Source organism: Lentzea sp. NPDC059081 (assembly GCF_042738015.1).
Taxonomy (GTDB): Bacteria; Actinomycetota; Actinomycetes; order Mycobacteriales; family Pseudonocardiaceae; genus Lentzea.
Genome location: NZ_JBHYGW010000001.1, coordinates 307,974 through 321,108 on the forward strand (window position 1 = coordinate 307,974; position 13,135 = coordinate 321,108).

The window sequence follows — 13,135 nt, forward strand, 5'->3', positions numbered from 1 at the left end:
TGTACGCGCCCGGACGACCGTGGCGGCCGTGAAGTTCGGGATTCTCGGTCCGCTGGAGGTCTGGGACGGCGACGAGCCGCTCACGATCGGAGGCCCCCAGCAGCGGCACCTGCTCGCCGTGTTGTTGCTCAACGCCAACCAGGTCGTCTCGGCGGAACGGCTGATCGAGCAGCTGTGGGGGAGCGGGCCGCCCGCCTCGGCGCGGCAGCTGCTGAAGGGGTGCGTGCTGGGCCTGCGCCGGGCGTTGCGCGTCGGGCGGTCCGAGCGGCTGATCACGCGGGCGCCCGGCTACCTGCTGCGGGTCGGGCACGGGGAGCGCGACGTGGACCGGGCGGAGGAGCTGGCGGCGGCCGCCGCACGGCAGCCCGACGGGTCGGCCGAGCAGGCGGCGGACCTGCTGCGGGAAGCGCTTTCCTGCTGGCGTGGTCCCGTTCTCGACGGTCTCGACGCGGAGGCCTGCCGGACGGAGGCCGCCCGGCTCGCGGAACGCAGGCTCGCGCTGCTGGAGGAGCGGATCGAGGCGGATCTGCGGCTGGGCCGGTACCTCGCCCTGGTCGCCGAGCTGCAGACCCTCGTGCGTGAACACCCGTTGCGGGAACGGTTGTGGGCGCAGCTGATCCTCGCGCTGTCCGGCGCGGGGCGGCAGGCCGACGCGCTCGTCGCCTACCGGCGCATCCGCCGGTCGCTGGTCGACCAGCTCGCCGTCGAGCCGAGCGCGGTGCTGCGCGCCGCCCACCGCGCGGTCCTGGCGGGCGAGGTGGCCCCGTCCGCAGGGGGACGGGTGCCCGCGCAGCTGCCGGCCGCCCCGCCCGGTCTCGTCGGCAGAACAGGAGAACTGGCCGCGCTCGACCGCGCGTCCGCAAGGGGCCTCGTGCTGGTCTCCGGCCCGCCGGGGGCCGGCAAGTCGGCGCTCGCGACGCACTGGGCGCACCAGGTCCGCGACCGGTTCCCCGACGGGCAGCTGCACCTCGACCTGCGCGGGCACGGGCCGGGCGAACCGCTGCCGCCCGCCGTGGCGCTGGTGCGGCTGCTGACCGCGCTGGGCCAGGCCGAGGACGAGCTCCCGCCGGACGAGGCCGGTCTCGCCGCGTGCTTCCGCACGGCGGTGGCGGCACGGCGGCTGCTGCTGGTCCTCGACGACGCCCACAGCTTCGAGCAGGTCCGCCCGCTGCTGCCCGGCAGCCCGACGTGCCTGACCGTGGTGACGAGCAGGAACACGTTGCCGGGACTGGTCGTGCTCGACGGCGCGCACCGCGTCGCTCTCGGCTGCCTCTCCCGGACCGACTCGCTCGCCCTGCTGCGCTCCCTGGTGGGCGGGCGGCCCGGCGCGGAGGCGGTGGCCGGCCGGTGCGGCGGACTTCCGCTCGCCCTGCGGATCGCCGCCGAGCTCGCCACCACCAGACCCCTCGCCGACCTGGCCGCGGACCTGGCCGACCCGGCTCTGCGGCTCGACCTGCTGGACGCGGGCGAGGACCGGCGCGCGTCGGTCCGGGAGGCGTTCGAGCAGTCGTACCGGCGGCTTCCGGCGACCGCCGCCCGGCTGTTCGTGCTCCTCGGCACCGGCCGGGGCGCGGACGCCGCGGAGGCCGTCGCGCTGGCGGGCACGGGGATCGCGCGCACGTGGCACGACCTGGGACGGCTCGTGCGGGCGAACCTGGTCGAGGCGGGTCCCGACGGCCGGTACGCCGTGCACGGCCTGCTGCGCGACTTCGCGGCGGCCCGGTCCCGGGACTGCGCGGTCCCGGGACCGGACCGGGACCTCAGCTCGTGACCTGGCCCGGCGGCTTCGCCGCGGTGTCGTCGTGGCCGGACGTGGCCGTACCTCCTTCCCTGACGTGGTGCGGCCGGGGGTCCGGGGGAGACGTCCGGCCTGGCCGTCACCCTGCCGGGAGGCGGTGGGCAACCGGTGGGCATCCGGTGGCCGGCCGGTGGGTCACTTGCCGTGCGGGTCGGAGTGGTTGAGCGCCGCGACCACCTGGTCGTAGTCGCCGCGGGCCTCGCCGTAACGCAGGAACTTGACGCGTTCGACCTGGATCTCCCGCACCGCCGGGTCGCTCTCGATGATGTTCATGACCTCGGCGATGTAGTCGTCGAGCGGCACGGCCTGCTCGTTCTCGGCCTGACCGGGCAGCAGGTCGGTCTGCACCGACGGCGGCTCCAGCTCCACGACCTCGACCGAGGTGTCGGCGAGCTGCAGGCGCAGCGTCTCGCTGAGCATGTGGATCGCCGCCTTGGTGGCGTTGTAGCTCGGCGTGATCTTCAGCGGGGCGAACGCCAGGCCGGAGGAGACGGTCATGATCGTGGCGGCGGGCCTGGTCTGGAGGTGCTCGACGAACGCGGCGATCAGGCGGATCGGGCCGAGGACGTTGGTCGTGACCGTGCTCTCCGCCGAGGCGAGGAACGACTCGGGCCGGTGCCAGTCCTCCACCCGCATGATGCCCGCCATCGTGATCAGCACGTTCAGCGACGGGAAGCGGGCGATGACGTCCTTCGCGGCGTCCTGGATGCTGGCGGGGTCGCTGGTGTCGACGCGGACGGTCTCCACGCCGGGGTGCTCGGCCGCGATCCGCTCGAGCAGCTCGGTGCGCCGGCCGCCGACGACCACGGTGTTGCCGCGCTCCCGCAGGGCGAGGGCGAGCGCCAGGCCGATGCCGCTCGTGGCGCCGGGGATGAAGACGGTGTTTCCGGTGATGTCCATGCACAGAGCTTGCGTCCTCGCCCACGGGCCGCGGCAGAGAGCACTTATCGGGGGATCGGCGATCCCTGGTTGCGGGCGTGCGGGTGCCCATACTGGAGTGGTGGACAGAGTGGAGCTCGCGGCGTTCCTGCGCCGCCGCCGTGAGGAGCTGAGGCCGGAGGACGTCGGCCTCCCGGTGGGTGCGCGCAGGCGTGCGCCGGGGCTGCGGCGCGAGGAGGTGGCGTCGCTCGCGGCGATGTCGACGGACTACTACACGCGCCTGGAACAGCAACGCGGCCCGCAGCCCAGCGAGCACATGCTGGGCGCGCTGGCGCGGGCGTTGCGGCTCACCGACAACGAGCGCGACTACCTGTTCCACGTCGCCGGCCGCAACGCGCCGTCCCCGCAGGTGACGAGCACGCACGTCGCGCCCGCGTTGCAACGGGTGCTGGACCGGCTCGACGACACGCCCGCGCTGATCCTGTCGAACCTCAGCGAGGTCCTGGTGCAGAACCGGTTCGCCGAGGCGCTCTACGGCGACTCGTCCGGCTACACCGGGTTCGCCCGCAGCGGCATCTACCGCTGGTTCACCGATCCCGACGAACGCCTCGTCTACCGCGAGCAGGACCGCGACCACCAGTCGCGCGCGCAGGTCGCGAACCTGCGCGCCGCCTACGCCACGATGGGCCCGCGTTCGCGCGCCGCCGAGCTCGTCCGCGCGTTGCGGAAGGAGAGCGCCGAGTTCACCGAGCTGTGGGAACGGCACGAGGTCGGCAAGCGGTTCGAGGACCACAAGGTGCTCGTGCACCCCCAGCTCGGTGAGATCGAGGTGGACTGCCAGGCGTTGTTCACCGAGGACCAGTCGCAGGCGTTGCTCGTGCTGACCGCGCCGCCGCGCACCGAGGCGTTCGAGAAGCTGCAACTGCTCGGCGTGCTGGGCACGGAGAAGTTCAGCCGAGCTTGAGGATCGTCTCCTCGATCTCGGCGCCGCGCGCCGCCGCGTGACCGGTGTCGGTGCCGACGACCTCGAAGCCCGCCCTGGTGAGGACCTTGAGCGAGCCGGCGTTGTCGCTCGCGGCCCGGCCGTAGATCGGCCGGACGGTGACTTCCTCGAGCAGCAACGCGAGCGCGCGGCCCGCCACGCCCTGGCCCCACACAGCGCGGTCGACCCAGTAGGTGACCTCGGTGTCGCCCTCGATCACGAAACTGGCGATCGAGCCCACGACCCGGCCGTCCCCGACGATCACGCGGTTCGTGGTGTCCTCCCGCGCCAGGTTGCGGCGCAGGTGGGCGTCGAACGCCGCCCGGTCGTCCGGGTCCTCGGCGGTGAAGGCCGCCATGCGCACCGACTCCGGGTCGCGCATGTGCTCGAACAACACGTCGAAGTCGGTTTCCTCGACCGGCCGCAACGACACGTCCTGGATCACCGTGCCACCCTCTCCGCCAACCACCCCAGTGAAAGCGGGTAACGGTAGTCGATGCCCCCGTGGCCCGCGTCGAAGAGCTCGAAGTGCACGCGCTCGTCGGGGATTCCGGCTTCCGCGATCTTCGCCCGGAACGCCTCCGCGCCGAGGTCGAGGTAGTACTCGTCGCTGCGGCCCGCGTCGATCCACACGGCCCGCAGCGACCGGATCGCCTCGGCGTGCTCCGGCACCATCCGCACCGGGTCCCAGTCGAGCCAGCGCTGCCACACCTCGGGCAGCGGCGCGCCCGTCACGGGGTCGAACGGCAGCAACGGCGTCCCGTCCTCCCCGGCCGAGAAGCACGCCGCCACACCGAACACGCCGAGCAGCGTCGCGTCCTCGGGTTTGGTGAACGCGGGACGGCTCCGGAAGTCCGCCCACCACTTCCGGATGTCGTGGTCGTGGCCGCGCAACGCCCGTGCCGCCTTGCCGAAGTCCGCGAGGTAGCAGAGCTCGTAGAGCGAGTCGCCCGCGTGCGTGGCCAGGGCGCCGAACACGTCGGGCCGCAGCATCGGCGTGATCATCGCGCCGAACCCGCCCGACGACTTGCCGGAGATCGCCCGCGACTCCCGGTCCGGGATCGTGCGGTAGTGCGCGTCGACCCACGGCACGATCTCGTCGCACAGGTACGAGTGGTAGCGCCCGGTACCGGGGGAGTCGACGAACTGCGAGCCGCCGTAGGTCGTCCACGCGTCGACGTACACCACGATGCACGGCGGCGCGCCGTTCGCGAACACCGCGTCGGCGGTCTCGATGAACGGCTGGCGGAACGGCATCCGGTTGGCCCACATGCCGATGTGCCCGGTGTAGCCCTGGATCACGTAGACGGTGGGGTAGCGCTCGTTCTCGTCGTAGCCCGGCGGCACGTACACCCACAGCGGGCGTTCGTGCGGATCGCCGAGCGGGTTGCCGCGCAGCAGTTCGGACGTGACGGTGTGCCGGTCGAGCCGACCGGCGAGCGGGCTGTCCCAGGGAAGCATGGTGCCAGTCAACCATGGTGGACTCGCTGGTCCAGAAAACTTATCGTGGCGGTCGTGAAGCTGACGGCGAAGGGCCGGGCCACCCGGCAACGCATCATCGAGGGCGCGGCGGCCCACCTGCGCAGCGACGACGCGGTGGGCGTGACGCTCGACGACATCCGGGCGATCACCGGCACCAGCAAGGGTCAGATCTTCCACTACTTCCCGGACGGCAAGGAGGAGCTGTTCCTCGCCGTGGCGCGGTTCGAGGCCGACCGCGTGCTGGACGACCAGCAGCCGCACCTGAGCGCCCTGACGTCGTGGGCGGCCTGGGACCGCTGGCGCGACGCGGTGGTGGCCCGCTACCGGGCGCAGGGCCGGTCGTGCCCGCTGGGCGTGCTGATGGGCGAGCTGGGCAGCACGCCGGGCGCGCACGAGGTGATCAGCACGCTGCTGCACCGGTGGGAGTCGGAGCTGCGCCGGGGAGTCGTCGAGATGCAGCGCTCCGGCCACGTCGCCGGCTCGCTCGATCCCGCGCGGTTCGCGGCGGCGTTGATCGCGGGGATCCAGGGCGGTGTGCAGGTGCTGAGGTCGACGGGCCGCGTCACGTACCTGGAGGCCGTCCTCGACACCCTGCTCGACCACCTCCGCACTTCTGGACTTGCGGGTCCAAAATTGGGCTCCTAACTTCGAGGACATGGCACAACGTCTGCAGGGCAAGAAGGCCCTCGTCACCGGTTCCACCAGCAACATCGGCCGCGCGATCGCGGTCGCCTTCGCCGCGGAGGGCGCGCACGTCGTCGTCTCCGGCCGCTCCGAGACCAAGGGCGCCGACGTCGTGGCCGAGATCCGCGCCGCCGGCGGCCGGGCCGACTTCGTCCAGGCAGACCTGGACGGCTCCTCCACCGCGAGCCGCGCGCTCGCCGCCGAGGCCACCGACGTGCTCGGACACGTCGACATCCTGGTCAACAACGCCGGCATCTACCCGCAGTCGTCCACCCCGACCGCCGACGACGAGGTGTTCGACCGCGTCTTCGGCGTCAACGTGAAGGCCCCGTTCTTCCTGACCCAGGCCCTCACCCCCGGCATGACCGGCGGCGGTGTGATCATCAACCTGGGCTCGTGGATCACCAGGCTCGGCGTGCCGAGCGGCGCGATCTACAGCTCCAGCAAGGGCGCGATGGAGACGATGACCCGGGCCTGGTCCTCGGAGTTCGCCGAGCAGGGCATCCGCGTCAACGCGATCTCGCCGGGCGTCATCGCCTCCGCGGACTGGGACCCCGGCACCCGCACCGCCGCCGACGTGATGATGAAGGGCACCCCGGCCGGCCGCTCCGGCGCACCGGAGGCCATCGCCGCGGCCGCGGTGTACCTGGCCTCGGACGAGGCGGCGTTCGTGCACGGGATCGTGCTGGACGTGGACGGTGGGCGGACCGGGGTGGCCGTGGTGGCGGCCTGACCCGGTGGTCGCGGCGGGCCGGGCGAGAGCGCCCGGCCTCCGCCTCGCGGGTCTTGCCCGACCCCGCCGACTCCGGCCCCCGCCAGTTCCGGCCCGCTCCGTTCCGGCCGTCAGCTTCCGATTTGCCCACCAGCTCGGCTCGCCAACGCCGCGCCGCCCGCCCGCCCAGCCCCGCCTGCCCAGCCCCGCTCACCCCGGCTCCGCTCGGCCCGCCGGCTCGCCTTGCCGCCTCAGCCGGCGCCCCACCTCGCCCCGCCGCACCCCTGACCACCGCCCCTCCCGCCATCCCCACCCCCGCGTCCCCACTGTCGCGTGTGACCTGGCTCACCAAACAGCCCGGTTTCTGTGACCTCGCGTGAGACTCGCCGGTCTCCCCATGGCGTACGGAAGATCGCCGGGCGAAGGGTGCGGAAGTTGACGGGTCGGGAGTGGCTGGGGCAGGTGGACGCGGAGCAGGTCGAGGCCGCGCGGGCCGGTGATCGGGCGGCGCTCGACGCCGTGGTCGCCGCCTGCCTGCCGCTGGTCTACAACGTCGCCGGCCGGGCGTTGCACGCCGAGGCCGACGTCGACGACGTGGTGCAGGAGACGATGGTCCGCGTGATCCGCGGCATCGACGCGCTGCGGGAGCCCGACCGGTTCCGGTCGTGGCTGGTCGCCGTCACGATCAACCAGGTGCGCGAGCACTACCGGCGCCGCGACCTGGCGCCGGCGCCGTTGGAGGAGTACGACCGGGCGGATCCCGGCGCCGAGTTCGTGGAGGTCGCGCTGTCCCGGCTGCACTTCGCCCAGCAGCGGCGGGAGGTCGACGAGGCCGCGCGGTGGCTGGATCCGGCTGACCGGGAGCTGCTGGCGCTGTGGACGCTCGAACGGGTCGGGCAGCTCACGCGGGCCGAGGTCATCGACGCGCTCGACCTCAACGCCCACACCGTCACGGTGCGGGTCAGCCGGCTGAAGGGGCGTCTGGAGACGATCCGGCACCTGGTGCGCGCGCTGTCGGTGGAGCCGCGCTGCCCGAACCTCGACCGGGCGGCCCAGGGCTGGAACGGCGAGCCGAGCCCGTTGTGGCGCAAGCGGCTGCTGCGGCACGTCGACGAGTGCGGGCGGTGCCGGCGCGGCGTGGACGACGCCATGCCCGTCGAACGCATCCTGACCGGCGCGGCGCTGCTCACCGTCCCCGCCTCCTACCTGCCGCGGCTGCTGGAGAACCTCGCCGACGTGACGCCCGTGGTCCACACCGCGGCCCACCTCGCCGAGGCGACGGGCCCGGTCGCGAAGCTCGCCGGGTTCGTCTCCACCAAACCGCTGCTCGCCGCCGCGGGCGCGGCCGCCGTCTGCGCGGTCCTGGGCGTCACCGGCACGCTGGTGTTCCTCCCGTCCGAACCGCCGGTCGTCGTCGCGATCCAGAGCACCTCCACGAGCCAGGCCCCGGCCACGAACATCGCCTCGACCACGGGCACGACGTCCGCCACGCCGTCGTCCAGCACCCAGACGACGACCACGACCACCACCACGACGACGACCACGACCCAGACCCCGGAACCCGTCCGCGTCCCGACGCCGGAGGAACGCGTCCTCGCGCTGATCAACGACACCAGGGCGCAGCAGGGCCTGCCCCCGCTGACGATCGACCCCGCACTGGTCACCGCCGCCGAACGGCACACCAAGGCGATGATGAGCAACGGCTGCGGACTCTCGCACCAGTGCTCCGGCGAGAGCGGTCTGGGCGAACGGGCCTCCGCGGCCGGCGTGAAGTGGAGCTCGGTCGCCGAGAACATCGGCATGGGCGGTCCCGTCAAGGACTCCGTCGACCCGATCTCCAAGATGGCACTCGGCCTGACCCAGGGCATGATCGACGAGAAGCCCCCGAACGACGGCCACCGCAAGAACATCCTGAGCAAGTCCTCGACCCGCATCGGCATCGTCGTGGTCCGCGACGCCAAGGGAACCGTGTGGATGACGCACGACTTCGCCGGAGGTTGATCGGCCGGGCCGGAAGAAAAAAGATCATCCTCCAGGCGTACGGGGGAGCGCGACCGCAGACGGACGCGCGCCGACCGGGCGAGGCACCACCCTCGTTTCGGTGCAGACCGTCACCTACGCCCGGCCCACCACCGACACTCCCGACCTGCTGCGCTGGACGGGGTTCGGCGGCACGCTCCTGCTCGCCGGCGGGGCCTGGGCCGCGAGAGGCACGGCGCTCGCCCTGGGGATCGCGATCGCGGGTGCCGGGCTCGTCGTCCTGACGTGGGCGCTGCTCGGACGCACGCAGGCCGATCCCCAGTGGCTGCGGCGCACGCTGGCGTGGTGGTGCGGGCCGCTGCTCGTGGCCCCGCCGCTGTTCAGCGCGGACGTGTTCAGCTACCTCGCGCAGGGTGAGGTGGCCGCCAACGGACTCGACCCCAACGTGGTCAGCCCGGCCGCCGGGGCGAGCGCGGAGGCCGTCGCACGTGTCGGCGTCTACTGGCGGGAGACGCCCTCGCCGTACGGGCCGCTGTTCACCACGGTCGAACGCGCGATCGCGGAGGTCACCGGCGGGAACGCCACCGCCGGGATCGTCCTGTACCGGCTGGCCGCGGTGCTCGGCCTGCTGCTCGTCGTCTGGGCCGTGCCGAGGCTCGCCGCGATGGCGGACGTCGAGGAGCGCACGGCGCTCTGGCTGGGCGTGCTGAACCCGTTGGTGCTGTGGCACCTCGTCGGCGGTGTCCACAACGACGCGCTGATGCTCGGCCTGATGCTGGCGGGCACGGTGATCGCGCTGGAGGCCCTGCCGGAGCTCAGGTGGTGGCAGCTCGGTGCCGGCATCGTCCTCGTCGGACTCGGCGCCCAGGTCAAGCTGCCCGCCCTGGTCGCACTCGCCGTCGTCGGCACCGCACTGGCCCGCAGGCTCGGCGGCGGCCTGGTCACGTTCCTCGTCTCGGGCGCCGGCATGGTCGGCGCGGCGGTGGCGGTGTCCGTCGTGACGTCGCTCGCCGGTGGCGCCGGGTTCGGCTGGGTGGAGGCGCTCGGGACGCCGTCGAAGGTCGCCAGCTGGATGGCCCCGACGAACTGGCCGGGATTCCTGGCGGGTGCGGTCGCGGGCCAGGAAGCCGGGCAGGCGATGATGTCCGCGGCACGGATCGCGGGGCTCGTGCTGATCCTGTGCGGGCTGGTCGTGCTGGTGCACCGGCAGCTGCGCGGCGGGATCTCTCAGGTGACGGCGCTGGGGATGATGATGAGCCTGATCGTGGTGCTGGGGCCGGTGATCCAGCCGTGGTACCTGCTGTGGGCCGTGCTGCCGCTGGCGGCGTGCCTGCCGGCGGGGCCGTGGCGCACTCGGGTCGCCGTGCTCGTGGGCGTGTTCGCGCTGCTGGTGCCGCCGCTCGCGGGGAACTTCAGCGGCCGGGTGGCCGAGCTGGTCACCGCCTACGTCGTCGGGATCGCCCTGGTGGGGGCCGCGTACCTCCTCCTGCGCCGGGTGCGGGTGTCCGTTGCGCAGGGCTGACCTCGTCCGCTACGGCGCCGCCGCGCTCGCCGGTGGCGCGTTGGCGTTGAGCTTTCCGCCTCGCACGCTCTGGTGGCTCGCGGTCCCGGCGTTCGCCGTGCTGTGGCTGACGCTCGAGGACGTGCGCGGACGCCGTGCCGCCGGGCTCGGGTTCGTCTTCGGGCTGGCCTTCTTCCTCCCGCACCTGTGGTGGATCCAGCACTTCCTGGGCGACGACTTCGGTCCGTGGCCCTGGCTCGTGCTCTCGGCGTTGATGGCGTTGTTCATCTGTGCCGTGATGGCGTTCGTGCCGTTGGTCGCGCGCCTGCCCGCGGCACCCGTGTGGGCGGCGTTGCTGTTCGTGTTGCAGGAGACCGCGCGTGGCCTGATCCCGTTCAACGGCTTCCCGTGGGGTCGTGTCGCGTTCGGACAGGTCGACGGACCGTTCGCGCGGATCGCTGTCGTGGGTGGCGCACCGCTCGTGACGTTCGCGGTCGTCGTGACCGGGTTCGGCCTGGCCGCCTGGCTGCCGAGGATCCGCGAGTGGCGTCGGGGCTGGGCGCTGCTGCCGTTCGCCGCCGCCCTGGCGGTCGGGCCGCTGGTCGCGGTCGACGCGCAGAACGGGCAACGCACGGTGGCCGTCGTGCAGGGCAATGCGCCCGACATCGGCCTCGACCTGCTGACCGCGGGCGACACCCTGCGCGCCAACCACCTGCGCAAGACCGCCGAACTGGCGGCGCTGATCCGCGGCGGCTCGGTGCCGAAGCCCGACCTGGTCGTGTGGCCGGAGAGCGCGACCCGCACCCGCGACCGCGACCCGGTCCTGGACCGCGCGATCACGGACCTCGGCGTCCCGACGCTCGTGAGCGCGTTGCGGGACGGGAAGAACTCCGTCATCGCCTGGCAGCCCGGCACCGGTGCCGGCGCGTCGTACGCGAAGCAGGAGCTCGTGCCGTTCGCCGAGCACATCCCGCTGCGCGACCTCGCCCGCCTCGTGACGCCGTTCGCCGACCAGCCCGACCTCGAAGCGGGCACCGAACCGGGCGTGCTCGACATCGCGGGTACGCGGGTGGGCGTCGGCATCTGCTACGAGGTCGCCTACGACCACGTGCTGCGGGAAAGCGCCGCGGCCGGTGCGCAGGTGCTGGTCGTGCCCACCAACAACGCCTGGTACGGCCGCGGCGAGATGACCTACCAGCAGCTCGGCATGGCCCGGCTGCGCGCGATCGAGCACGGGCGTGCCGTGGTGGTGGCGGCGATCAGCGGGGTGAGCGCGGTGGTGCGCCCGGATGGCAGCGTCGTGCAGTCCACGGGCATGTTCACCGACGCCCTGATGGTGGACAGCGTGCCGCTGCGGTCGGACCTGACGTTCGCGACGAGGTTCGGCGGCGCGATCCACGTCCTGCTCACGGGTGCGGCGTTCGCCGCGTGCGTGATCGGGCTGTGGTCGCGCCGCCGAACCTCAGTTGTTGCCCAGCAGGGCTGATCCGAGCAACGTCCTCTGGTGCAGCACGGAGAGCCCCTGCCTCTCCGTGGTGAGCAGACCGGCCTCGCGCAGCACGGTCGTGTGCCGGCTGACCGACGAGGGCGAGGCCCCCAGCCGTTCCGCCAGCTCGGTCGTCGTCGCACCGGCGCCGACAGCGGCCAGCACCGCTGACCTCGTGGTGCCGAGCAACGCCGCGAGCGCCCCTTCCTGCCGGCGCCCGCTCGCGAGCTGCCGCTGCCACGTCCAGTCGTGGTGCACCGGGTAGACCACCGTGGGCGGCAGTCCGGGGTCGGCGAACGCGACGGGCGTGCCCCGGCAGAAGTACGACGGCACCAGCCGCAGCCCGCGCCCGCCGAGGTGCAGGTCCCGGTCGCACGCGTACTGCACCTCCAGCACCGGCGCGCGCCAGTTCATCAACGGCCACATGCCCCGCAGCAGGCCGTCGACGTCACCAGCCACCCCGGTCCGGTGCACGCGGTCGGTCTCGACCGCCTCCTCGATCATCGAGGTGTACGGCTCGACCACCGCGGCGTGGTAGCGGGCCATCGCCTCGGTGAGCTCCAGCAACGACGCGCCGTCGCCCGCCGCCACCGGCCGCGTCCACCCCGGTGTCGGCCGCACCTCGTCCAGCAGCCGGAACTCGTCTTTCAGCCGCTGGCGCGGTGTCGACCTGATCGCGTCGAGAGCACTCCCCAGCCCCAGCGCGCCCTCCGGCGGCGTGAGCAGGTCGGGGAAGTACGGGCCGAGCGGTGCGAGCACGGACCACATGCGCACACCCGGCTTGATCACGTCGCGGTCGCCGTTGCGCCGGATGTCCCGGAGCCACGGCTGCAGCATCAGACCGCAGTCCAGTTCGGTCAGCCTCAGCCAGCTGAACACCATTTCCCAGAGCGGATCCACCCTTTCTGCTACCTGCGTACGCTCCAGATCCTCCTCGGAAAAATGGATGCGCAACACAGCAACCTCCCCAGGCCAGGTCACCGCGGAACACAATACTGGTCTTGTCACTCCGCCGAATTCCGCAACGAAAACCGGCCCCGGGGCTGGGGCCACGGAGCCGGTCTTCCCGCTGCGGTGATCAGCCGCAGGAGCCGCTGGTCCACTGGTGCGACCGCACCTGGTAGGTGCCCGCGAGGTCACCCTTCTTGCCCTGCTTGGTGCAGCCGATCCGGTTGTTGTACCCGGTGTTGCGGTAGAACACGACGCCCGTGGCGGACGACGTCCCGCGGTTGTAGACGGACTTGACCTCCTTGGTCGTCGCCCACGAGCACTTGATGCTGCCCGACGTCCAGTCCGGGTCGGCGACCTCCCACATGCACCTGCTGCCGGTGCCGCCGAAGCCGGTCCAGAAGCAGACGTTGCCGGTGTTGCAGTCCCAGGCGGCGAGCGCCTGGCCCGTCTCGGAGTCGACCGCGGCGCCCACCGCGGCGGCCTGAGCGGCCGGTGCCTCGGCCTGCGCGCTCGGGGCAGCGAGCCCGACGACCATCAGCATCGCGAGTGGCATCATCGCCACCAGAACACGCCGAACGAACCTCAAGGATTCCTCCCACCCCAGTCAATGAATTCGGCCGGGGCCAACTCTAAACAGCCGGAGGAAGTCCCGAAAAGCTATTGCTCCGTGGTGCAAAAGC

12 protein-coding genes are annotated in these 13,135 nt (G+C 72.6%); 7 read left to right on the forward strand and 5 right to left on the reverse strand.

The features are described from left to right. Positions 1–28 precede the first annotated feature (28 nt). Positions 29–1,771, forward strand: coding sequence for a BTAD domain-containing putative transcriptional regulator (locus tag ACFWV3_RS01490; protein WP_382406986.1), 1,743 nt, complete (start codon positions 29–31; stop codon positions 1,769–1,771). Positions 1,772–1,933: 162 nt separating this feature from the next. Here ACFWV3_RS01490 and ACFWV3_RS01495 read toward each other — a convergent pair whose 3' ends face one another. Further along, complete coding sequence (locus ACFWV3_RS01495; protein WP_382406988.1) at positions 1,934–2,698, reverse strand: SDR family oxidoreductase; 765 nt, start codon at positions 2,696–2,698, stop codon at positions 1,934–1,936. Between the two features lie 100 nt (positions 2,699–2,798). Here ACFWV3_RS01495 and ACFWV3_RS01500 point away from each other — a divergent pair, with 100 nt between their 5' ends. After that, positions 2,799–3,641, forward strand: coding sequence for a helix-turn-helix transcriptional regulator (locus tag ACFWV3_RS01500; RefSeq protein ID WP_382406990.1), 843 nt, complete (start codon positions 2,799–2,801; stop codon positions 3,639–3,641). Here ACFWV3_RS01500 and ACFWV3_RS01505 read toward each other — a convergent pair. Further along, positions 3,628–4,104 (reverse strand): GNAT family N-acetyltransferase, encoded by a 477-nt coding sequence (locus tag ACFWV3_RS01505; protein ID WP_382406993.1) that lies wholly within the window; start codon positions 4,102–4,104, stop codon positions 3,628–3,630. The genes ACFWV3_RS01500 and ACFWV3_RS01505 overlap by 14 nt on opposite strands. Then, positions 4,101–5,120: an alpha/beta hydrolase-fold protein gene (locus ACFWV3_RS01510; RefSeq protein ID WP_382406995.1), complete on the reverse strand. Its 1,020-nt coding sequence runs from the start codon at positions 5,118–5,120 to the stop codon at positions 4,101–4,103. The genes ACFWV3_RS01505 and ACFWV3_RS01510 overlap by 4 nt, the downstream gene beginning before the upstream one ends. A 54-nt stretch (positions 5,121–5,174) precedes the next feature. Here ACFWV3_RS01510 and ACFWV3_RS01515 point away from each other — a divergent pair, with 54 nt between their 5' ends. The 5 genes from ACFWV3_RS01515 (at position 5,175) to lnt (ending at position 11,504) form a co-directional block, all read left to right on the forward strand. After that, on the forward strand, positions 5,175–5,786 hold the full coding sequence (locus tag ACFWV3_RS01515; protein ID WP_382406997.1) for a TetR/AcrR family transcriptional regulator: 612 nt from the start codon (positions 5,175–5,177) through the stop codon (positions 5,784–5,786). A gap of 10 nt (positions 5,787–5,796) precedes the next feature. Next, positions 5,797–6,558, forward strand: coding sequence for an SDR family NAD(P)-dependent oxidoreductase (locus ACFWV3_RS01520; RefSeq protein WP_382406999.1), 762 nt, complete (start codon positions 5,797–5,799; stop codon positions 6,556–6,558). A 414-nt stretch (positions 6,559–6,972) separates the two neighbouring features. Next, entirely contained in the window at positions 6,973–8,538 is a 1,566-nt protein-coding gene (locus ACFWV3_RS01525) for a sigma-70 family RNA polymerase sigma factor (RefSeq protein ID WP_382407001.1), read from the forward strand. A gap of 100 nt (positions 8,539–8,638) precedes the next feature. Then, positions 8,639–10,039, forward strand: coding sequence for a polyprenol phosphomannose-dependent alpha 1,6 mannosyltransferase MptB (gene mptB / locus ACFWV3_RS01530; protein WP_382407003.1), 1,401 nt, complete (start codon positions 8,639–8,641; stop codon positions 10,037–10,039). Next, positions 10,026–11,504: an apolipoprotein N-acyltransferase gene (gene lnt, locus ACFWV3_RS01535; RefSeq protein WP_382407005.1), complete on the forward strand. Its 1,479-nt coding sequence runs from the start codon at positions 10,026–10,028 to the stop codon at positions 11,502–11,504. Before mptB ends, lnt begins: the two co-directional genes overlap by 14 nt. Here lnt and ACFWV3_RS01540 read toward each other — a convergent pair. Next, positions 11,481–12,404 (reverse strand): ArsR/SmtB family transcription factor, encoded by a 924-nt coding sequence (locus tag ACFWV3_RS01540; protein ID WP_382407007.1) that lies wholly within the window; start codon positions 12,402–12,404, stop codon positions 11,481–11,483. The two genes, lnt and ACFWV3_RS01540, sit on opposite strands and share 24 nt — an antisense overlap. 178 nt (positions 12,405–12,582) lie before the next feature. Further along, a complete protein-coding gene (locus tag ACFWV3_RS01545; RefSeq protein WP_382407009.1) occupies positions 12,583–13,041 on the reverse strand; it encodes a peptidase inhibitor family I36 protein in 459 nt (152 codons plus the stop codon). Positions 13,042–13,135: the final 94 nt, after the last annotated feature.

Bases quoted from the DNA above. Each gene is read 5' to 3' on its own strand.
- ACFWV3_RS01520 (WP_382406999.1), top strand. From the start codon at position 5,797: ATGGCACAACGTCTGCAGGGCAAGAAGGCCCTCGTCACCGGTTCCACC.
- ACFWV3_RS01510 (WP_382406995.1), bottom strand. From the start codon at position 5,120: ATGCTTCCCTGGGACAGCCCGCTCGCCGGTCGGCTCGACCGGCACACC.
- ACFWV3_RS01495 (WP_382406988.1), bottom strand. From the start codon at position 2,698: ATGGACATCACCGGAAACACCGTCTTCATCCCCGGCGCCACGAGCGGC.